Below are 20,856 nucleotides of genomic sequence, written 5' to 3'. Positions count from 1 at the left end.
CTCAGACGCTTATTTGCCGGCGGCGGTACGCCACTCTTTGATGTACTCCAGGCGTTTTTTCGGCTGCAGGTATTCCAGCAGCGTTTCATCAACCGGGATCGGCTTCAGCGCGTTGCCGAGGATTTTGGTCAGGCCGTCGATATCATTTTTCCCTTCGATATCGTTACGAATGGACGGAATGTCCGCCTGATTGGCCAGAATGCTTTGCCCTTTTTCAGAGAGCACGTAGTCGAGCCACAATTTGGCCGCATTGCTGTTTTGCGACTGCTGGCTGATGAACGACACGCGCGACAGCACCAGGGTGTAATCCTTCGGATAGGCGATGCCGAGCGACGGATCGTTCTTCGCACGCGCTTCAGCATAGGATCCAAGGATATTAAAGCCGATCAGGTTTTCACCGGAGGAGACACGCTCCATCATGGTGCCGGTAGACGACTGCACCGATAAGCCCCCTTTGGCGACGTCGGCCAGGGTCTTAAAGTAGTTTGGATCGGCGTTGTGATCCTGCACCGAGAGCATAAAGCCCAGACCCGATTTTTCGATGTCATAGGTGGTGACTTTGTTCTTGAATTTGTCCGTCTGGCTGGCGATAAGCTTCGCCAGTGCGGCGTGCGAATCCGGCACGTCGCCCGCCGGGATCAGGCGCTTGTTGTAGATAAAGACCACCGGCTCATAGGTGGTGCCGTAGGCCTTATCTTTCCAGACCGCCCATTTCGGCAGTTGGCTCTGTTCCGGGGATTTGTACTCCATGGCGTAGTCGGTGGCGAGCTTCAGCCCGGTGTCCATCGAGGAGCTCCAGACCACGTCGCCGCTCACGCCGCCCGAGGCCTGTTCGCTGATGAAACGGTTGTACAACTCGGTGCTGTTCATGTCGTTGTATTCGACTTTGATGCCCGGGTAGGTTTGTTCGAAGCCCTGGATAAGCGGTCCGGCGGCTTTGATGTCGGTGGTGGAATAAATGACAACCTTGCCCTCTTTCGTGGCGGCATCGACCACTTTTTGATACTCAGCAGGATAGCCCTGCGGCAGGGCGGACAGTGCAGAAGCAGAGAACAGTACAGTAGCGGTAAGCAGAGAAATTCGGAACGTGTTCGACATTATAGTTAACCTTTTAGTTACATTTGAGGAACTAATTGTCAACATAGCGTATCGGGCTCTCCCCACAATAGGGGGGAGCGGATAATGATTCCGAAGTGTGATTGTCGCCGTCGTTTCAGCAATTAACACCATAAAATCCGCGAACGTTAGCCAACGAACGGTTGCGGATTACGGTTTGTCGGGAGCTTTGCGGTATAACCTGCGCGGATGACCAATATTGCCATACAGCATTTCGATGTTGATCAACCCGCTCTCCACGCAGTATTCAAGGTAGCGACGCCCCGTGGTTTTGCTGATCCCTACGTTTTCCACCACCTCTTCAACCGACATCGCACTGTCGGGATGGTCGGCGAACAGGCGTTTAATCCGCTCCAGCGTCTGGGGTTCAATGCCCTTCGTGGACGGCGCAGGTGAGGACTCCGCGGCCGGCAGGTTAAACAGGCGATCCAGCGCATGCTGGTCGACCACCTTCACCTGCTGCACGGTGTGGATGAAGCGCATAAACCGCTCCAGCGAAGCGTGCAGACGCTGGAAAAATACGGGCTTTATCAGGTAGTCAAACGCGCCGCTGCGCATGGCGTGGCTGCAGGTTTGCATATCGCTGGCGGCGGTGATGAAGATCACCGAGCATTCATAGCTTTTTAGCAGCGGGTTATCGATTAACTCCACCCCTTTACCGTCCGGAAGATAGTTATCCAGCAGGATAAGGCGCGGCTGATGCTGACGGATCAGGCTGTGCGCCTGTTCGATTGACGCGGCGATGCCCACCACGCGCAAATGAAAATTCTGCTCAATATACTCGCGATGCAGCTCCGCCAGGTGCGGCTCATCTTCAACTATCACAACATCAAGTGGTCGGGTCATGCTGTTGTCCATTCGGAATAAACACAGAAAAAATCGTGCCCTGCGGCGTGTTATCGGCAATCTCAATACTGCCGCCCGCCTTATCGATATAGCCTGCCACCAGGAACAGGCCAATACCATGCTCGGTGCCCACAATGTCGTTTTCACGTTCCGGTTTGCTGCTGAACCCCTGGCGGAAAATATGCGGCTTCAGCGCATCGTCCACGCCGCAGCCTCTGTCGGCCACCTCGATCAGCAGCTCCTGGTTACGGTCAGAGATGTAGAGTTCTACCGGGGCGTGGACCTGGGCGTTGAGGGTCGCATCCACGGCGTTATCCAGTAGATTACCAATAATGGACATCAGCTCCGTTTCACTGAGCGCGGCAGGCATGCGGGTGAGCTGGCAGGCGGGATCAAACTGCAGTTCGATGCCTTTTTCGCGCGCGCTGACATATTTACCCAGCAGCAGCCCGCACAGCGCCGGGGAGACAAAACGGGCAGAGACAAAGTCCAGCACGCGCTGCGCGCCTTCTGACTGCACCTGGATGTATCGGATCGCCTCATCATAGTGTTTCATCTGCAGCAAGCCCACCAGCGTGGCGGTCCAGTTCAGCTGTTCGTGACGCATAATGCGCAGGTTATCCGCATAGCGTTTGATCTGACTAAGCTGGCTGCTGAGGGTGTTGATGTCGTTTTTGTCGCGAAAGCTATACACCCAACCGCTTTCAACGCCGGGTTCGACCTCAATGGCGACGCGGTTGACGATCACCTCTCGCTGGTTCAGCACGGCAATCTGGTCATGGCTGCCGCTGCTCACCGAGGCGTAACGCTGGGATAAAAAGCCCGGAGATGTCTGCAGAACGTCTTCCAGCGGTTTGCCGATAAGGTCTTTCTCACTTTGACGAATATCCAGCATTTCGCGGGCGGCGCGGTTAATTAAAATCAGCTGCTTCTCTTCATTGACGGCAAATACCCCTTCATACATGGCTTCTAATAGCGCCCGCTGCTGCAAAACCAGCTGAGCGATATCTTTCGGCTCCAGCCGGAACATCTGTTTTTTTAAATTCCGGGTAAACAGCCAGGAGAACATAAACAGCAACAGCAGAAGCGCAACGCCGTATAACCCGGACTGCCACAGAATACGGGCATTAATGTTGGCAATATACGACGTCAGATAGCCGACCGAGACAATGCCGATGACCTGATGCTGGGCGTTGAAGATGGGCGCTTTGCTGCGCAGCGACACGCCAATCCCACCCTGACGCACGGAAATGATGGTTTTACCCTTTAATACCTCCGCGTTATCCCCTCCGATCATCGGTAAATTAATGCGCTCCGGAGATTCCGAATGGTAGAGGTGCTGCTCGCGGGTATCGCCAATCACAATATAGCTGGCATCGCTTTCGGCACGCAGCGGCTGAATCAGCCGGGCGATGCCCGGAATATCTCTGGCGACCACCTTGTCAGCCAGACCCGGCATCAGCGCAATCTGGCTGGCCTGAACCCGGGCGCGCTGGCCGAGATCGTGATGAAGCTGCCGGTCAATAAAATGAAACAGGATGGTTCCCAGCAGAACTAACAGCAGGCAGGAGAAGCACACCAGCGCTAAAAACAGCTTTACCTGAAATGAGAGTCTGCGTTTCATTCAACCTGCGACAGTGTTGTAAAAGTGACATTTGCCGAGCCTGACATGTGCAAATAGCGGACGCAATCTGGCGAGAAAAGAGTTGTGACCTGGCTTTTCGTTTTCGGCGTTATAGCCACAAGGATCTCGTCAGGCTATTCTTCATTCAGCACGATAATAATTACAGAGGCAATGTCATGGATAAAGAACTACTGGATGCGGGCTACCGGGCCTATACCGGCGAGAAAATTGACGTCTACTTCAACACCGGGATCTGCAAACACTCCGGTAACTGCGTGCGTGGGAGCGCAAAGCTGTTTAATCTGAAACGTAAGCCGTGGATCATTCCCGATGAAGTTGACGTTGAAACGGTTATACGCGTGATTGATACCTGCCCGAGCGGTGCGCTGAAGTATCGCCAGAAATAAGCGAGGAACCATGGATATTCTTGAAGGCCATAACAAGTTTTACGTGAACGATGCGAACGGCAATCAGGTCGCAGAGATTGTCTTCGTGCCGACCGGCGAGCACCTGAGCATTATCGAGCATACCGATGTGGATGAGAGCCTGAAAGGGCAGGGCGTCGGTAAACAGCTGGTGGCGAAAGTGGTGGAGAAGATGCGCGGTGAGAACCGCAAAATTATTCCGCTGTGCCCGTTCGCGAAACATGAGTTTGATAAAACGCGGGAATATGACGATATTCGGGCGTAAATAACACCGGCGATGGCTGGTGTTATTTCAGACTGCTGACAACGTGCGATTCGTGAGTTTCGCCCGGCGGCGCTACGCTTGCACGGGCCTACAATGAATTGTGCAATTAATTGATATCGTTGTGAAATGTAGGCCGGGTAAGCGCAGCGCCACCCGGCAAAAAAGACAGTTATCTCACCTGCTCAAACAGCAATACCAGCGCTATCAGCACCATCAACCCTCCCGATGCCCTGCTCACCAGACGCGCCGCCTGTGGCCGGGTCGCCAGCACCGCTTTCGAACCATACCCCACCAGCAGGTAGACCAGGGTACAGGTGATAAGATGCATCATCCCAAGCGCAGACATCTGCAACGCTATCGACCAGCTTCCGGTTGGGTCTGTAAATTGCGGAAGCAGGGCCAGGAACAGCAAAAAAACCTTCGGATTTAGGCCGCTAATGCAGAGTCCTTTCACCGCCCACTGCGTCCAGTTACCCGCATGTTGGGTGGCCTTTTCCGGTGCGGCAGGGTGACGCCATAGCGTTATGCCAAGCCACAGCAGATACAGGGCTCCCGCCACGGTCAGCCCGGCTAACGCCAGCGGATGTTGAGCAATCAATACCCCCACGCCAGCCACCACAACCAATGTGGCTAGCAGATGCCCGGCCATTAACCCCATCACCGCCGGGACCACGCGGCGGCCGTTGATCCCGGCGCTGATAGCGTAGGCCCAGTCGGCCCCCGGGGTCATGATGAGCAGAAAAGAAACCACCCAAAAGCCGGCCACAATACTCATTTCCATTGTCCTGAAATACTCCCGCAGTGCGTTATACGTTGCGAAAAAGAATATCGCTAATACTGCGAAATAGGCTTTCAATGTTATGCTCATAACACGGTGAAAATGAGAAAATCTTCCACATGGATAGCATTGATCGAAAAATTCTTGCTGAGCTGCAGTCTGACGGCCGCCTGTCGCTTACCGAGCTGGCTGAGCGGGTGAATCTGAGCCTCTCGCCGTGCCATCGTCGCGTGCGGGCGCTGGAGCAAAGCGGGGCCATAACGGGATACCGGGCAAGCCTCGACCCCGCCAAAATGGGGTTTAACTTCCTGGCGATAGTGTTTGCGACGCTGAAAGAGGGTGACCGCAAGGCGGTTAGCGCGTTTGAAGAGGCGGTAGAGGAGATCCCGCAGATCGTGCTGGCCCAGCGCCTGTTTGGCGATCCTGATTATCTGATGCACGTCGTGACCCGCGACCTTTCCGCTTTCCAGAAGCTCTACGACGAGAAGCTCTCCGCCATGCCCGGCGTGCAGCATCTTCGCTCAACGCTTGTTATGAAAACGGTGGTGCAGGACAGGCCTTTTCCGCTGTAAGCAGCAGGCCGGGACTGAATGGCCTGCCCGGCATCGCGCCGGGCAGGAAAGGGGATTAGCCCACAAACATCACCGACACGCACAGCACGCCGACGATAAGCGTCAGCAGGTTGCCCATGGAACGGTACTGTTTCAGGGAGGGGATCAGATACGTCGACAGCGTCGGCATGATAAACAGGATCATGGCGATTAGCGGGCCGCTGATGGCGTAAATCATCGAAATGGCGTTCGGGTTAATGCAGCAGACGGCAAAGGTGATGAACGACACCCCCATAATAGAAACTGCGCGGTTAAAGGCGCGGCTCTTTTTCACACCCACCTGGTTGAGCGACGACCTCACGATCTCCGTCGCCCCTTCTATCACCCCAAAATAGGTGCCGAGGAACGATTTCGACATCGCAATAATCGCCACAATAATCCCGGAAATACCGAGCCATGCCGGTGACGAGGGCATCATCGACAGCGCTGACAGGATAGTCACCCCTTGCGCTTTGGCGGTCACAATGTACGACGGTGGGATAGAGAGCAGGCAGCTGAAGACAAAGAACAGCACGCTCAGGCAGATAATCAGATATGCCACCTTCATGATCTTCTTGCATTTATCCATCGCGCCATCGGCAAACTTCTCGCGACGATCAACGGCAAACGTCGAGATAATCGGGGTATGGCTGAACGCAAACACCATCACCGGAATCGAAATCCATACCTGATGCAGCGTATGGCGATCGACGGTCATCTGGCTGGTGAGCAGCGAGGGCTGCCAGCTGCCGATCAGATAGAGTGAGACAAACAGGAAATAGGCAATCAGCGGAAACACGAGGAAGCCCATCACTTTTATCGTGATATGCCGTCCCATCAGGAAGATCAGATTAAGCACCAGCACCACGCCCAGGCTGACCAGCACGCGAACGGTGGTGTCTACCGTCAGGTGTTTCGCCAGCTGTTCCGTCAGCGAGTTGGTGATGGCCACCGCATAAATCTGCACCACTACAAAGAAGGCGATGAAATAGAGCGTGGTGATCAGATTGCCAATCTTCCTGCCGTAGTAGTGCGAGACGGCGCCGGTGATCCCTTCATTGCCTTTTGTTTTTGACGACAGGATAAATTGCGCCAGCGCCCGGTGTGGCCAGTAGGTTAAGGGGTAGGCCACGAGGGCGGTAATAAACAGGACAATAGCGCCTGCGGAGCCCAGCTGAATGGGCAGGAATAGCGTTCCTGCGCCCACGGCTGTGCCGTAGAGAGCGAAACTCCAGAGAGTCTCATCTTTTGACCAAATTTTCGACATTAGAGCAACGTATCAACTATCAAACCATCGGAATGGAGTGCAATTTACCATAGTTATGCCTGGAGAGCGCAGTTGCTTCGAAGTGGTCAGGCCGGAACGGACGTCCGGCCAGAGGAGATTTAGCCTGCCAGGGCGCGTCGCTGCTGGCGGCGCTTAAGAAATTTTTCGCGAAGGCAATCGTACGCCCAGTTATAGAACACGGTGTACGGCAGGAAGAACAGGAAGAAACCTATTTCCAGTGTGAATGCCTGAAGCAGCGTGACCCCCAGCACGGCGGCGACAATCGATACGCCAATCACAATAAACCCGCATTCGAAGCCCAGCGCATGCAGCGTACGCACTTTTGCCGTACGTGTGACACGCTGAACCGGCCAGAAACGGTCGAAGCCGACGTTATAGATAATGTTCCAGAGCATAGCCGTGGTGGCCAGAATAATGGTCAACCCACCCATCTCCACCACGGAACGCTGCATAAGCCAGGCCGCGGTGGGGGCGAGGATCGCCGTCGCGATCCCTTCGAAACAGACAGCATGAAAGATCCGCTCCGGCAGTTTACGTTGGAGTGCATCCTGATGTTGCATAGTTATAGACCTCATTAATTCGCCGGTATGGGCGTTGATGCTGCCTATTTTTATCGCTAAAGCTGATATATTAAAGATGGTATCCATCGTAAAAGTAGATAGTTTATGCGCTATTCACCTGAAGCCCTTACCGCCTTTGTCGAGACCGTTGCGGCGGGCTCTTTTTCGGCTGCCGCTCGCCGGCTGCGTAAAAGCCAGTCGACGATCAGCACGTCCATTGCCAATCTTGAAGCCGATCTGGGATTCGAGCTGTTTGACCGCTCGGCGCGCCAGCCGGTGTTAACGGCCCAGGGGGAACAGGTGCTGGGCTATGTGCAGGCCATTCTCGCCGCCAGCACGCGGCTGGATGAGCTGGCGGTGTCGCTAACGGCGCAAACCGAGGCGCGTCTGACGTTTGTCCTTTCCGATACCCTCAACCCGGACGTGCTGGAAGAGATGATGAAGCAGTTTGACGCCCGCTTTCCCCATACGGAATTCGAATGTCTGATTGGCGAGGAGGAGGACGTGATCGACCTGCTGCAAAAGGAGCGAGCCCAGGTGGGACTGACGGAAGCCCGGGACAGCTACCCCACCGATATCGGCGCTACCCGCCTGCCGATACAGACCCGGATGGCGATCTATGTTGCCACCACACACCCGCTGGCGGGGCAGGATGACGTTCAGCATGACGAGCTGCACGGCTGGCGGGAGCTGCGGCTGAGCACCTATCTTGAACGCGAGGCTGAGATCGCCCGCGGGCCCGTCTGGTCAGCACCGAATTACCTGTTACTCTTGAGTATGGCGGTACAGGGATTTGGCTGGTGCGTGTTGCCCTGCGCGCTGGTGGATGAGTTTGCCGCCGCGAAATCCCTGGTACAGCTCAACGTGCCAGGCTGGCCGCGGGCGATCGGCATCGATCTGCTGTGGAATAAACGATCCCCTCCCGGCGTGGCCGGACGCTGGCTGCGGCAGTATCTGCAGGATGCGCGCTGATCCTTGTGATTAAACTCACTATTTTTAAACAATTAAGATAATTGCCAGTAACAATCCTCTACTATCGTCATGTCATTTAACACAGAGGTCGTGATGAAAGATGTCGTAATAGTGGGTGCGTTGCGTACAGCTATCGGCTGTTTTCAGGGAGCGCTGGCGCGTCATTCGGCGGTTGACCTGGGGAGCGTGGTGGTGAAAGCGCTGGTGGAACGCAGCGGGATCGCAGCACATGAAGTGGACGAGGTGATCCTCGGTCAGGTGCTCACGGCCGGCGCCGGACAAAACCCTGCACGGCAGGCGGCGCTGAAAGGCGGGCTGCCCAATACCGTCTCTGCCATTACCATCAACGACGTCTGTGGATCAGGATTAAAAGCGCTGCATCTCGCGACGCAGGCCATTCAGTGTGGTGAAGCGGATGTGGTTATTGCTGGCGGGCAAGAGAACATGAGCCGCGCGCCGCATGTACTGACCGACAGCCGTACTGGCGCACAGTTGGGCAATAGCCAGCTGCTCGACAGCCTGGTGCATGACGGGCTATGGGATGCCTTTAATGATTACCATATGGGCGTGACGGCGGAAAACCTGGCGCGCGAGTACGGCATCAGCCGTGAATTGCAGGATGCGTATGCGCTCAGCTCGCAGCAAAAAGCGCGCGCGGCGATCGACTCCGGGCGTTTTCGCGACGAAATTGTGCCGGTCAGCACCCGGCGCCAGAATGGCGACGTTATCGTCGTGGATACCGATGAACAGCCGCGCACCGACGCCAGTGCCGAAGGCCTGGCGAGACTGAATCCTGCTTTTGAAACGCAGGGCTCGGTGACGGCGGGGAATGCCTCTTCCATTAACGACGGCGCTGCCGCTGTCATGATGATGAGCGAAAGCAAAGCCCTTGAGCTCGATCTCCCTGTGCTGGCCCGCATTAAAGCCTTCGCCAGCGTGGGGGTTGATCCTGCGTTAATGGGGATCGCGCCGGTCTATGCGACTCGTCGCTGTCTCGATCGTGCAGGGTGGCAGCTTTCTGACGTTGATCTGATTGAGGTGAACGAAGCTTTTGCCGCGCAGGCCATCTCGGTTGGCAAAATGCTGGAGTGGGATCCACTGCGGGTTAACGTTAACGGTGGGGCGATCGCGCTGGGGCATCCTATCGGCGCTTCCGGGTGCCGGATCCTGGTTTCGCTGGTCCACGAAATGAAAAAGCGCAACGCCCGTAAAGGGATTGCCACCCTCTGTATCGGCGGTGGGCAAGGGGTGGCCCTGGCCATCGAACGCTAATCCTGGTTCATCGAATAAAACCTCCTGCGGGAGGTTTTTTTTATCCTGCTGCTTGTTGCCTGGCTGCGTATCGTGATCCGGGCGTCATTTTCGTTATAAACAAAATAAAAAATGAAACGCTGTTTTAATTGTAATTGAAAAGCCCACTTTATGCCGATAGTATGTGCTCATGATGAAAAACGAAACATTGTTTCGTTTATTTTCCGCCTTCGGGCATGACCACATCTGGAGGTTACCGTGGACGTCAGAGAAAGCATCCACAGTGCGCACGCCAAAACGCTGGATACAGAGGGGCTGCGCAATGCGTTTTTAGTCGGGCAGGTGTTCGAGGCTGATAACTACACCATGGTTTACAGCCATATCGACCGCATTATTGTGGGCGGGATTATGCCCGTCACGCAAACCGTCTCCGTGGGCGGTGAGGTTGGTAAACAGCTGGGCGTAAGCTATTTTCTGGAGCGTCGCGAGCTGGGGGTCATTAATATCGGCGGGCCGGGCACCATCACCGTCGACGGCCAGTGCTATGAGATTGGCCATCGCGAGGCGCTGTACGTGGGGAAAGGGGCAAAAGAGGTGCTCTTTGCCAGCATCGACGGCAGCAAACCGGCGAAGTTTTACTATAACTGCGCGCCGGCACATTACACCTGTCCAACCAAAAAAGTGACTCCGGCGGATGTCGCCCCGGTAACGCTTGGCGACAACATCACCAGCAACCGCCGCACCATCAATAAATACTTCGTGCCGGACGTGCTGGAGACCTGCCAGCTCAGCATGGGGTTGACCGAGCTGGCGCCGGGCAACCTGTGGAACACCATGCCGTGCCATACCCACGAGCGCCGGATGGAGGTCTACTTCTATTTCAATATGGAGGAGGACGCCTGCGTGTTCCATATGATGGGACAACCCCAGGAAACGCGCCATATCGTGATGCACAACGAGCAGGCGGTCATTTCGCCGAGCTGGTCCATTCACTCCGGCGTCGGGACGAAAGCCTATACCTTTATCTGGGGAATGGTGGGTGAAAACCAGGTCTTTGATGATATGGACCATGTTGCGGTCAGCGATCTGCGCTAGTCGCGGGCAGTGAAGTATCAACCTGCCTGTGCGTGACAGGCTCTGAACGAGTAAGGAACAAACATGATTCTGGATGCATTTTCTCTGCAGGGTAAAGTGGCCGTGGTCTCCGGGTGTGACACCGGTCTGGGTCAGGGGATGGCGTTAGGGCTGGCGGAAGCGGGCTGCGATATCGTCGGGATTAATCTCGTTGAGCCGACGGAAACCATCGAGCGCGTGACGGCCCTGGGTCGCCGTTTCCTGAGCCTGACCGCTGACCTGCGTAAAATTGACGCCATTCCTGAACTGCTGGCGCGCGCGGTGGCGGAATTCGGTCATATCGACATCCTGGTGAACAATGCCGGGCTGATTCGCCGCGAAGATGCGATTAACTTCAGCGAGCGCGACTGGGACGACGTGATGGATTTGAACATCAAGAGCGTATTTTTCATGTCCCAGGCGGCGGCAAAACATTTTATTGCGCAGGGGAACGGCGGCAAGATCGTTAATATCGCCTCTATGCTCTCGTTCCAGGGCGGCATTCGCGTACCGTCATACACCGCGTCCAAAAGTGCCGTGATGGGCGTGACCCGCCTGCTGGCAAACGAATGGGCGAAGCATAATATCAATGTGAATGCGATTGCACCGGGTTACATGGCAACCAACAACACGCAGCAGCTGCGCGCCGACGAGCAGCGTAGCGCGGAAATTCTCGACCGCATTCCGGCGGGGCGCTGGGGGCTTCCGGGCGATCTGATGGGGCCGGTCGTGTTTCTGGCCTCGTCGGCGTCGGACTATATCAACGGCTACACCGTGGCGGTGGATGGCGGCTGGCTGGCGCGATAAGCCGCTTCTGGCAAACACCTCTGCCTTCGGGCGGAGGTTTTTTTTGCTCAAAAATTGTCAACGTCCATATCGTTAAACACGAAAAATCCATACTAAAAAGTCATGAATGACCATCATCACACTTTTATTGCTGCAAAATTAAGGTATTAGTAAATGAATGCGATTATTCAGCATTAATTGAAATTGTAATGTCCATCACAGATCGCTATGTCGTAGCGAAATAATCCATATCTTCACCTTTTCCCACCTGACACTTTTTCTCGCTATCTCGTAATTTCACTTAACGCATTTACTGTTCAGGCAGGAAACTATGACATCAATAAATGACTCTACCCTTATGCCCGCTGCGCTGCGGGATACACGTCGCATGAACCAGTTTGTCTCTGTGGCCGCCGCCGTGGCGGGCTTATTATTCGGGCTGGATATCGGCGTGATTGCCGGCGCCTTACCGTTTATTACCGATCACTTTACCCTGAGCAGCCGTCTGCAGGAGTGGGTGGTGAGCAGCATGATGCTTGGCGCGGCTATCGGCGCGTTGTTCAACGGCTGGCTCTCGTTTCGTCTGGGGCGCAAATACAGCCTGATGGTCGGGGCGGTTCTGTTTGTCGCGGGCTCCATTGGCTCCGCATTTGCCACGCACGTGGAGGTGTTGCTGCTCTCCCGCGTGCTGCTGGGGGTGGCGGTGGGGATTGCCTCCTACACGGCCCCACTTTATCTCTCCGAAATGGCGAGTGAGAACGTGCGCGGGAAGATGATCAGCATGTACCAGCTGATGGTCACCCTGGGTATTGTGCTGGCGTTCCTCTCTGACACTTACTTCAGCTACAGCGGCAACTGGCGCGCAATGCTTGGCGTGCTGGCCTTGCCGGCGCTGGTGCTGATCGTGCTGGTGATTTTCCTGCCAAATAGTCCGCGCTGGCTGGCGCAAAAAGGGCGCCACGTGGAGGCGGAAGAGGTGTTGCGTATGCTGCGCGACACCTCAGAAAAAGCGCGCGAAGAGCTCAATGAAATCCGCGAAAGCCTGAAGCTGAAGCAGGGAGGCTGGGCGTTGTTTAAGATCAACCGCAACGTGCGCCGCGCGGTCTTCCTCGGCATGCTGCTGCAGGCGATGCAGCAATTCACCGGCATGAACATCATCATGTACTACGCGCCACGCATTTTCAAAATGGCCGGGTTCACCACCACGGAACAGCAGATGATCGCCACCCTGGTGGTCGGGCTGACCTTTATGTTCGCCACCTTTATTGCCGTATTCACCGTGGATAAAGCCGGACGTAAACCGGCGTTGAAAATTGGCTTCAGCGTGATGGCGCTCGGTACGCTGATCCTCGGCTACTGTCTGATGCAGTTTGATAACGGCACCGCCTCAAGTGGCCTTTCCTGGCTTTCTGTCGGCATGACGATGATGTGTATTGCAGGATACGCGATGAGCGCCGCGCCCGTGGTCTGGATCCTGTGCTCCGAAATCCAGCCGCTCAAATGCCGTGACTTTGGCATCACCTGCTCGACGACCACCAACTGGGTGTCCAACATGATCATCGGCGCGACGTTCCTGACGCTGCTGGACGCCATTGGCGCCGCGGGAACATTCTGGCTCTATACCGTGCTGAACGTAGTGTTTATCGGCGTCACGTTCTGGCTGATCCCGGAAACGAAAGGCGTAACGCTGGAACATATCGAGCGCAAGCTGATGGCAGGGGAGAAATTGCGCAATATCGGGGTGTGATCGTATTGCCTGTATAAACGCTTCAGACGATGCCGGAGTTGGAATGATTCTGCGTTATGACAATAATAACGTAATGAAACTCACTACCAACTCTGGCAGGGGGGGATAAATTAAGGGATTTGAGCTTAAGATAATTCTTAGGATAATGTATCATCCGACCACCGCTGTTATTTGCGCAAATTAAGCCGAATCCTAAAAAGAAAAATGCCTATGTCTGAGATGGATATCAAAAAAAGCACAGATCTTGATTTTCCCCGTTATGCCACCCCGGTTGTACACGCTAAAGAGATAGATCTTTTGGGCCTGGTTGAAGTGCTGCTGGCGGCGAAAAAACGCATTATCGCCGTGACGCTTGCTTTCACGCTGGTAGGTCTGGCCGTTTCATTTTTACTGCCGCAGAAATGGACCAGTAAAGCCGTGATCACGCAGGCAGAACAGTCGCAGTGGAACCCGTTGCGCCAGATGCTGGTTACGTTACAGGTCCTTGACGTGGATGCGAAAATTTCCCGCCCGGAAGTCTTTGATCTGTTTATTAAAAAGTTTCAGTCGCAGTCATTGCTCGAAGAGTACATGAAAACTTCTCCTTACGTGACGTCGCAGCTGGAAGGCACTGAGGTGGATGCGCTTGAGCTGCATCGTGCAATAGTCAATATCTCAGAACGAATGAAAGCAGTGAATGACACTCAGGTTAAAGATGCGGATAAAATGCCGTATGTCTCCTGGACATTGAGCTTCACGGCACCGACAGCAGGCGATGCGCAAACCGTGCTGGAAGGCTATATCAATTACATTACCGCGATTGTCGAAAAAGAGACGATTCAGAATATCCGTAGCCAGATAACCCTGAAAACGAAAGCTGTTGAGCAGCAGCTGGAACTTGACCGTGTTCGTCTGACCAATATTCATAATACCAACCTGCAGCGACTGAATTATTCGCTGGCCGTGGCGAATGCCGCAGGTATTAAAAAGCCGGTCTACAGTAACGGGCAGGCCGTAAAAGATGACCCGGATTACTCCGTTGCGCTCGGCGCTGACGGCATTGCGCAAAAACTGCAGATTGAAAAAAATCTGAAGGACGTGACCGAGCTGAATGCGGATTTCCAGAACCGGGAATACTACCTGGCACAGCTGAAAAAACTCTCCTTTGCCGACGTCAAACTTGAGCCCTTCAGGTACCAGCTTTCACCGTCCATGCCGGTGAAAAAAGATGGCCCGGGTAAAGCCCTGATTGTCCTTCTGTCGGCGATCCTGGGAGGGCTGTTTGCCTGCGGTAGCGTTTTACTGCGTGAGGCGATGCTCACCCGCAATCCTCTGCCAGAGCCGGTGACGGAATAACCTCTGCAGATTAAAAAGGCGCTGACTTCAGCGCCTTTTTTTATGGCTGCCGGTTGTGTTAAAAAAGATCCTGGATAATAAGGAGGGATGATGAAAACGATCGGCCTGATAGGTGGAATGAGCTGGGAATCGACAATCCCTTATTACCGCCTGATTAACGAAGGAATAAAGCAACGTCTGGGTGGTCTGCATTCCGCGAGTCTGCTGCTGCACAGCGTGGATTTTCATGAAATAGAAGCCTGCCAGTCGAGCGGAGAATGGGATAAAGCCGGGGAGATACTGGCCCAGGCGGCGCTGGGGCTGGAGCGTGCCGGCGCCGAAGGGATTTTGCTCTGTACCAACACCATGCACAAAGTGGCGTCGCACATTGAGGAGCGTTGCCCGCTGCCGTTCCTGCATATCGCTGATGCCACCGGGCGTGCGATTGCGGCATCCGGTATACGCCGCGTGGCGCTGCTGGGTACGCGCTACACCATGGAACAGGATTTTTATCGTGGGCGTTTGCACAGTGAGTTCGGCATCGAAAGCCTGATCCCTGATGAGCATGACCGGGCGCGCATCAACCAGATCATCTTTGACGAACTCTGCCTCGGTACCTTCAGCGAGTCATCCCGGGCATATTACGTCAGCGTGATTGAAAAGCTGGCGCAGCAGGGGGCTGAAGGGGTGATCTTCGGCTGCACGGAGATCGGCCTGCTGGTTCCGGTTGAGCGAAGCCCTGTACCGGTATTTGATACCGCCGCCATTCACGCAGCGGATGCCGTAGCCTTTATGCTCTCATAATGGCGCTTGTCGATCTGGTAAGCGAAGCGCTAGCTGGCGCGCGTGCGCCACTAAGTGTTCGGTGAACGCATCTACCAGTGCGGAAGACGGGCGGTGAAGCGGACGGATCAGGCTCACGGTGAACGGAACGGAAACGCTGAAACGGCGGATGACGATCCCGCTTCCGGCATAGTCCAGCGCCGTCAGCGGGTTAACGACCGCGACGCCGACGCCTGCCCGCACCATTGCACAGATTGAGGCTGCGCTGTGCGTCTCCACGACCATTCGCCGTTTTACCTGATGCTCGGCAAACAGCGTATCCAGGAGCTGTCGGTAACTGTCGGTCTGCGACAGACTAATGTAGTTTTCCCCGTGAAAATCCTCGGGTGTGAGCACGCTTTTTCCGGCAAGCGGATGTCCGGCCGGGAGAACGCACACTTCATCTAAAGAGAGTAATTCCATGCGTTCCGTTCCGGCGGGGGTGGAGAGGGTCTCGGTGAGTCCTAAATCATGGCGCTGCGCCGAAAGCCACTCTTCCAGCAGCGGGGATTCCTGCGGCACGATAGTGAGGCTGACTTCAGGATAGCGGGCCAGAAAAGGCTGTAGCAGCATCGGCAAAAAGGATTGCGAAAAGACCGGCAGGCAAACAATCGACAGCTCGCCCTGACGAAACTCGCGCAGGCTTTCTGCCGCACTCACGATTCTGTCCAGCCCGTACCAGGAACGCTGCACTTCTTCGAACAAACGTAACCCCTGCACCGTTGGGTGCAGCCTTCCGCGGGTGCGTTCAAACAGCTTTAGCCCCAGCACTTTCTCGAAGCGCGCCAGCTCGCGGCTGACTGTCGGCTGTGAGGTATGCAGCATCTGCGCGGCTTCGGTGAGATTACCGGTGGTCATCACGGCGTGAAAAATCTCAATCTGGCGTAAGTTGACGGCGGGCATAGGGCACCTGAAGGCTGAGGGTCATCCATATCATTTTTGCATAGACTCGGGATAAAACGATATTTTTTATTCTCTTTGCGCTGTGGCGTAATCATAAAAAATTTGATGACCCGGAGAAGACCATGCCACGCCCGCTCAACCAGACTGATACCGATTTGAATGCTGACAACCTGCTACGCCTGCCTGCCGAGTTTGGCTGCCCGGTGTGGGTTTATGACGCACAGATCGTTCGCGAAAAGATCGCCGCCCTGCATCAGTTTGACGTGGTGCGTTTTGCCCAGAAGGCCTGTTCCAATATTCATATCCTGCGTCTGATGCGCGAGCAGGGGGTAAAAGTTGACTCCGTGTCACTGGGGGAAATCGAGCGCGCGCTGGCGGCGGGTTTTGATCCAAAAGCTGACAGCGATGCGATCGTCTTTACTGCCGATGTCATCGACGATGCCACCCTGGCGCGCGTGCACGAACTGCAGATCCCGGTGAATGCCGGGTCTGTGGATATGCTGGAGCAGCTGGGGCAGGTTTCTCCCGGCCATCGCGTCTGGCTGCGCGTGAACCCGGGCTTTGGCCATGGTCACAGCCAAAAAACCAACACCGGCGGTGAAAACAGCAAACACGGGATCTGGTATGCCGATATGCCTGCTGCGCTGGAGGTGCTGCAGCGTTACAACCTGAAGCTGGTGGGCATTCATATGCACATTGGCTCTGGTGTGGATTATGGTCATCTGGAGCAGGTGTGCGGCGCAATGGTGCGCCAGGTGGTGGACTTCGGGCAGGATCTGGAGGCGATCTCCGCCGGTGGTGGTCTCTCCATTCCTTACCGTGAAGGCGAAGAGGCGATCGATACCGATCACTATTACGGCCTGTGGAGCGCCGCGCGTGACCAAATCGCCGCGCATCTGGGCCACGCGGTGAAACTGGAAATTGAGCCGGGTCGTTTCCTGGTGGCGGAAGCTGGCGTGCTGGTGTCGCAGGTGCGCAGCGTGAAAGAGATGGGCTCTCGTCACTTTGTGTTGATTGACGCGGGCTTTAACGATCTGATGCGTCCGTCCATGTACGGCAGCTATCATCACATTACCGCACTGGCTGCCGACGGCCGCGATTTAACGCAGGCGCCGCGCGTTGAGACCGTCGTTGCGGGGCCGCTGTGCGAATCGGGTGACGTATTTACTCAGCAGGAGGGAGGAAAAGTGGAAACCCGCGCGCTGCCAGAGGTTAAACCGGGTGATTATCTGGTGCTGCATGATACCGGTGCCTACGGGGCGTCGATGTCCTCTAACTACAACAGCCGCCCGCTGCTGCCGGAAGTGCTGTTTGATAACGGCAAGGCGCGGCTGATCCGCCGCCGCCAGACTATTCAGGAACTGCTGGCGCTGGAGCTCGTCTGAGTAAAGTAGGGCCCGGTGGTGACCGAATCGCGTAAGACCAGCGTGCCGGTAAACGGCGGGATCGCATCGACCGGCTGGTTTTTTGCCAGCCGGATCGCCTGATCGATGGCGGTGATAATCATACTGTCGATGGGCAGATAGACCGATGACAGCGCAGGCTCCAGCCATTTCGCGCAGGGGGCATCGTCAAAGCCGAACAGGGAAATATCCTGCGGGATCTTCAGTCCCGCCTGATGCAGCGCTTTGGACGCACCCAGCGCCATATCATCGTTACAGGCAAACAGGGCGCTGAACGACACACCTTCGGCAATCAGCTCTTTGCACAGCTCATATCCCCGCGTCATGCCCGCATCGCCGTATTTAATCCGACGCTCGTCCAGACGAATACCGTGCTTTTCCAGCGCCTTGCGGTAGCCCATCAGCCTCGCTTTCCCGGTGGGGGTGTGGATTGGGACGGTGATACAGGCGATCTCCCGGTGGCCCTGATTGATCAGGTAATCCACGGCCTTAAACGCGGCATCCTGCTGTTCGAAGAAGACGCAGCGATCCGGCGCCTGGCTCACTTCACGGTTAATGACCACCAGCGGCGTTTGCACGGTATTCATCAGCTTGATGATCGCTTTTTCGCTCATATAGCGCGTGTAAAGCACGATGGCATCACACTGGCGATCGGCCAGCATCTGCACCGCCTGTTCTTCCTGTTCCGGCGCGTCGTGGCCATCGGTGACGATCAGCTGTTTCCCGTGGGTTTCGGTCTGCCGTGACGCCTGTTGCAGAAGGCGGCCAAAGTAAAAGCCATCGAAGGTCGAGACCACCAGACCAATGCTGTTGCTGGTCTGGTTTGCCAGGGAACGCGCGAGAAAGTTCGGGCGATAGCCCAGCTCTTCCATCGCCGCAAACACCTGCTGGCGCGTACTCTCTTTAACCTGACCTGTGCCGTTCAGCACGCGCGATACCGTGGCCTTCGACACGCCCGCACGCAGTGAGACATCCAGCATTGTTGCCATTCTACATTCCTGATTCCACGTATTGGTCTGCAGTTTAACACAGACCTCACGGCGTATAAGCGATGCGGAAAGGGCAAAAACTCCGCCACGATCACGCTTTTCGGTAACGATTCGTCAGCCGACATCCTTGCCTGCCGGCAGTAAAACGATTCTGATAAGATAATCGACAAACCGAGCGGGAGCCGTCAGGCCTGCATATTCATTGAAAAACTCAGGTGAAACGTGAAAAAGAGTGCCATCCTTCCGCTTTATCATGCGCCGCAGTATGCGCAGCAGGTGACCGACTGGATCTGGCAGGCCTTTGGCGAGGGGCTTCCACGGGAATTTTTCCACAGCATCGTGGAGCATAGCCAGACGCCGGGGGCATTACCGCTGACCTTTATTGCACTGGAAGACGAACGGCTTGTGGGCACGGTGGGGCTCTGGCGCTGCGATCTCATCACCCGACAGGATCTCTTTCCGTGGCTGGCGGCGCTGTACGTTGACGATGCGGCGCGCGGCAAAGGGCTGGCGGGGCAGCTTCAGCAACATGTTATTTCCTGCGCCGCGCAGGCGGGGTATGAGACGCTCCATCTGTGGTCTGCCTGCCGTGACTTCTATGAACGTTACGGCTGGCAGTACATGGGCGATGCGCTGGAGTACCCGGATAAGACGGTACACCTTTACCGTTATTCGCTCTGCGCTTCCGCAGGCGACGCAACGGAGTGACGGCGCACTAAGGTTGGGCTGAAGAGATGGGTAATATCCGGCGGCTGGCGTTGCTCGGCCAGCGCTAACGCCAGCTCCGCGGCCTGCGTTGCCATCGTGATGATCGGGTAACGTACGGTGGTCAGGCGCGGGCGGACGTAGCGGGAGACCAGCACATCATCAAAGCCAATCAGTGAGATTTCTGCCGGCACCTCAATCCCGTTGTCATTCAATACCCCCATCGCCCCTGCGGCCATGGAGTCGTTATAGCTGGCCACTGCCGTAAAGTTTCGGCCGCGACCCAGCAGTTCGGTCATCGCCTGTTCGCCGCCGCTCTCATCCGGTTCACCGTAGGCTACCAGCCGGTCATTACACGGCAGACCGTTTTCGCGCAGGGCATCGTAGTAGCCCTGCAGACGATCTTCAGCATCAGAAATCGGGTGATTTGAGCAGAGATAGCCAATCCGGGTGTGGCCCTGTTGGATCAGATGACGGGTAGCAAGCCAGGCACCGTAGCGGTCGTCGAGCGCCACGCAGCGTTTTTCAAAACCGGGAATAATACGGTTGATGATCACCATCCCGGGGATCTGCTTCATCAGATGAATCAGTTCGGCATCCGGGATCATTTTGGCGTGAACCACCAGCGCCGCGCAGCGGTGGCGGATCAGCTGCTCGATGGCCTGGCGTTCTTTTTGCTCATTATGATAGCCATTGCCGATCAGTAAAAAATTGCCTGTCTGATAAGAAACCTGTTCCACCGCTTTTACCATGGCACCGAAAAAGGGGTCAGAAACATCTCCCACTACCAGACCAATGGTTTCTGTGGCCTGCTGGGCGAGCGCGCGGGCATTGGCATTGGGATGATAGTTCAGAGATTCCATGGCGTTTTGTACCGCCTGGCGCGATGCGTCACTGGCTTTTGGGGAGTCGTTAATCACACGCGAGACGGTGGCTACCGAGACACCTGCCAGACGGGCCACATCCTTTATTGTCGCCATTCAATACCTTCTTAGTGGGGGTAAGCGTTTACACACCAAATAGTGTTGCGGAAAAGCGCCGCGCATTCAAGGGGAGCGGATCCCCGCTCTCTACAAACGTGACGCAGAACAACCCTGGCGGTGTAATCGTTACACGCGCAGTCATGTCTGAAGAATGTCATTCTGAACCTTTAGTTACACTTTGCCTCAGGCTGTTGCGATTGTCAGATAGCGAGGACGTGAAAGAGATTGCTAAAGTCGAGATCCCAGAGGTATTGATTGGTGAGAATTCTTAGTACGGTTTCGTACTCATCTCTTGCACCAACCTGCGCGGATGCGCAGGTTTTTTTTCGCCTCCATTTTTGCTGTCGCTCCCGTATCACTTCTCGTGTAATCTGCC

At 55.5% G+C, this 20,856-nt stretch carries 21 protein-coding genes; 12 read left to right on the top strand and 9 right to left on the bottom strand.

The features are described from left to right. Positions 1 to 9 precede the first annotated feature (9 nt). From LDK53_RS05760 to LDK53_RS05750, 3 genes are all read right to left on the bottom strand, one after another. Positions 10 to 1,098 (bottom strand): ABC transporter substrate-binding protein, encoded by a 1,089-nt coding sequence (locus tag LDK53_RS05760; RefSeq protein WP_045285838.1) that lies wholly within the window; start codon positions 1,096 to 1,098, stop codon positions 10 to 12. A gap of 168 nt (positions 1,099 to 1,266) precedes the next feature. Further along, positions 1,267 to 1,962 carry a response regulator gene (locus tag LDK53_RS05755; RefSeq protein WP_225284896.1) on the bottom strand — a complete coding sequence of 232 codons (696 nt, stop codon included), beginning with the start codon at positions 1,960 to 1,962 and terminating at the stop codon, positions 1,267 to 1,269. Then, positions 1,946 to 3,586, bottom strand: coding sequence for a sensor histidine kinase (locus LDK53_RS05750; RefSeq protein WP_225284894.1), 1,641 nt, complete (start codon positions 3,584 to 3,586; stop codon positions 1,946 to 1,948). Before LDK53_RS05750 ends, LDK53_RS05755 begins: the two co-directional genes overlap by 17 nt. Positions 3,587 to 3,762: 176 nt before the next feature. Between LDK53_RS05750 and yjdI the strand changes: the two genes are divergently transcribed. After that, complete coding sequence (yjdI, locus tag LDK53_RS05745) at positions 3,763 to 3,993, top strand: 4Fe-4S mono-cluster protein YjdI (protein ID WP_014071635.1); 231 nt, start codon at positions 3,763 to 3,765, stop codon at positions 3,991 to 3,993. Between the two features lie 10 nt (positions 3,994 to 4,003). Further along, positions 4,004 to 4,276, top strand: coding sequence for a GNAT family N-acetyltransferase (locus tag LDK53_RS05740; RefSeq protein WP_008499687.1), 273 nt, complete (start codon positions 4,004 to 4,006; stop codon positions 4,274 to 4,276). 169 nt (positions 4,277 to 4,445) lie between these two features. Here the strand turns inward: LDK53_RS05740 and LDK53_RS05735 are convergent, their stop codons facing one another. Then, a complete protein-coding gene (locus tag LDK53_RS05735) occupies positions 4,446 to 5,057 on the bottom strand; it encodes a LysE family translocator (RefSeq protein WP_225284892.1) in 612 nt (203 codons plus the stop codon). A gap of 116 nt (positions 5,058 to 5,173) precedes the next feature. Here LDK53_RS05735 and LDK53_RS05730 point away from each other — a divergent pair, with 116 nt between their 5' ends. Further along, complete coding sequence (locus tag LDK53_RS05730) at positions 5,174 to 5,626, top strand: Lrp/AsnC family transcriptional regulator (protein ID WP_021242030.1); 453 nt, start codon at positions 5,174 to 5,176, stop codon at positions 5,624 to 5,626. 55 nt (positions 5,627 to 5,681) lie between these two features. Here LDK53_RS05730 and LDK53_RS05725 read toward each other — a convergent pair whose 3' ends face one another. After that, a complete protein-coding gene (locus LDK53_RS05725) occupies positions 5,682 to 6,911 on the bottom strand; it encodes an amino acid permease (RefSeq protein ID WP_025757784.1) in 1,230 nt (409 codons plus the stop codon). Positions 6,912 to 7,030: 119 nt separating this feature from the next. Further along, positions 7,031 to 7,492, bottom strand: a complete 462-nt coding sequence (locus LDK53_RS05720; protein ID WP_047959408.1) for a multidrug/biocide efflux PACE transporter — start codon at positions 7,490 to 7,492, stop codon at positions 7,031 to 7,033. 105 nt (positions 7,493 to 7,597) lie between these two features. Here LDK53_RS05720 and LDK53_RS05715 point away from each other — a divergent pair, with 105 nt between their 5' ends. The 7 genes from LDK53_RS05715 (at position 7,598) to LDK53_RS05685 (ending at position 15,479) form a co-directional block, all read left to right on the top strand. After that, the gene (locus LDK53_RS05715; RefSeq protein ID WP_225284891.1) at positions 7,598 to 8,464 is read left to right on the top strand and encodes a LysR family transcriptional regulator; all 867 of its coding nucleotides are present in this window, start codon (positions 7,598 to 7,600) and stop codon (positions 8,462 to 8,464) included. Between the two features lie 93 nt (positions 8,465 to 8,557). Next, positions 8,558 to 9,736, top strand: coding sequence for an acetyl-CoA C-acetyltransferase (locus LDK53_RS05710; RefSeq protein WP_025757788.1), 1,179 nt, complete (start codon positions 8,558 to 8,560; stop codon positions 9,734 to 9,736). Positions 9,737 to 9,973: 237 nt separating this feature from the next. Next, on the top strand, positions 9,974 to 10,810 hold the full coding sequence (kduI, locus tag LDK53_RS05705) for a 5-dehydro-4-deoxy-D-glucuronate isomerase (RefSeq protein ID WP_225284889.1): 837 nt from the start codon (positions 9,974 to 9,976) through the stop codon (positions 10,808 to 10,810). A gap of 63 nt (positions 10,811 to 10,873) precedes the next feature. Next, on the top strand, positions 10,874 to 11,635 hold the full coding sequence (kduD, locus tag LDK53_RS05700; RefSeq protein WP_095452434.1) for a 2-dehydro-3-deoxy-D-gluconate 5-dehydrogenase KduD: 762 nt from the start codon (positions 10,874 to 10,876) through the stop codon (positions 11,633 to 11,635). 310 nt (positions 11,636 to 11,945) lie between these two features. Next, positions 11,946 to 13,361: a sugar porter family MFS transporter gene (locus LDK53_RS05695; protein WP_025757791.1), complete on the top strand. Its 1,416-nt coding sequence runs from the start codon at positions 11,946 to 11,948 to the stop codon at positions 13,359 to 13,361. A 210-nt stretch (positions 13,362 to 13,571) separates the two neighbouring features. After that, positions 13,572 to 14,696, top strand: coding sequence for an LPS O-antigen length regulator Wzz(fepE) (wzz(fepE), locus tag LDK53_RS05690; RefSeq protein WP_025757793.1), 1,125 nt, complete (start codon positions 13,572 to 13,574; stop codon positions 14,694 to 14,696). A gap of 90 nt (positions 14,697 to 14,786) precedes the next feature. Then, complete coding sequence (locus LDK53_RS05685) at positions 14,787 to 15,479, top strand: aspartate/glutamate racemase (protein ID WP_095441233.1); 693 nt, start codon at positions 14,787 to 14,789, stop codon at positions 15,477 to 15,479. On the opposite strand, the gene LDK53_RS05680 is transcribed toward LDK53_RS05685, so the two are convergent. Next, entirely contained in the window at positions 15,474 to 16,400 is a 927-nt protein-coding gene (locus LDK53_RS05680) for a LysR family transcriptional regulator (RefSeq protein WP_025757795.1), read from the bottom strand. The two genes, LDK53_RS05685 and LDK53_RS05680, sit on opposite strands and share 6 nt — an antisense overlap. A 122-nt stretch (positions 16,401 to 16,522) precedes the next feature. Here LDK53_RS05680 and lysA point away from each other — a divergent pair, with 122 nt between their 5' ends. Beyond that, positions 16,523 to 17,785, top strand: a complete 1,263-nt coding sequence (gene lysA / locus LDK53_RS05675) for a diaminopimelate decarboxylase (protein WP_045285829.1) — start codon at positions 16,523 to 16,525, stop codon at positions 17,783 to 17,785. Here lysA and LDK53_RS05670 read toward each other — a convergent pair. Further along, complete coding sequence (locus tag LDK53_RS05670) at positions 17,755 to 18,792, bottom strand: LacI family DNA-binding transcriptional regulator (RefSeq protein WP_025757797.1); 1,038 nt, start codon at positions 18,790 to 18,792, stop codon at positions 17,755 to 17,757. The two genes, lysA and LDK53_RS05670, sit on opposite strands and share 31 nt — an antisense overlap. A 222-nt stretch (positions 18,793 to 19,014) precedes the next feature. Here LDK53_RS05670 and LDK53_RS05665 point away from each other — a divergent pair, with 222 nt between their 5' ends. Next, complete coding sequence (locus LDK53_RS05665; RefSeq protein ID WP_059384967.1) at positions 19,015 to 19,500, top strand: GNAT family N-acetyltransferase; 486 nt, start codon at positions 19,015 to 19,017, stop codon at positions 19,498 to 19,500. On the opposite strand, the gene galR is transcribed toward LDK53_RS05665, so the two are convergent. Continuing rightward, positions 19,461 to 20,477 (bottom strand): HTH-type transcriptional regulator GalR, encoded by a 1,017-nt coding sequence (gene galR / locus LDK53_RS05660; protein ID WP_025757800.1) that lies wholly within the window; start codon positions 20,475 to 20,477, stop codon positions 19,461 to 19,463. The two genes, LDK53_RS05665 and galR, sit on opposite strands and share 40 nt — an antisense overlap. Positions 20,478 to 20,856: the final 379 nt, after the last annotated feature.

It is taken from the genome of Enterobacter sp. K16B (genome assembly GCF_020216105.1).
In the GTDB taxonomy this organism is placed as follows: domain Bacteria; phylum Pseudomonadota; class Gammaproteobacteria; order Enterobacterales; family Enterobacteriaceae; genus Enterobacter; species Enterobacter sichuanensis.
The sequence above is the reverse complement of the archived record's forward strand: the minus strand, read 5'-3'. Positions and strand labels throughout refer to the sequence as shown.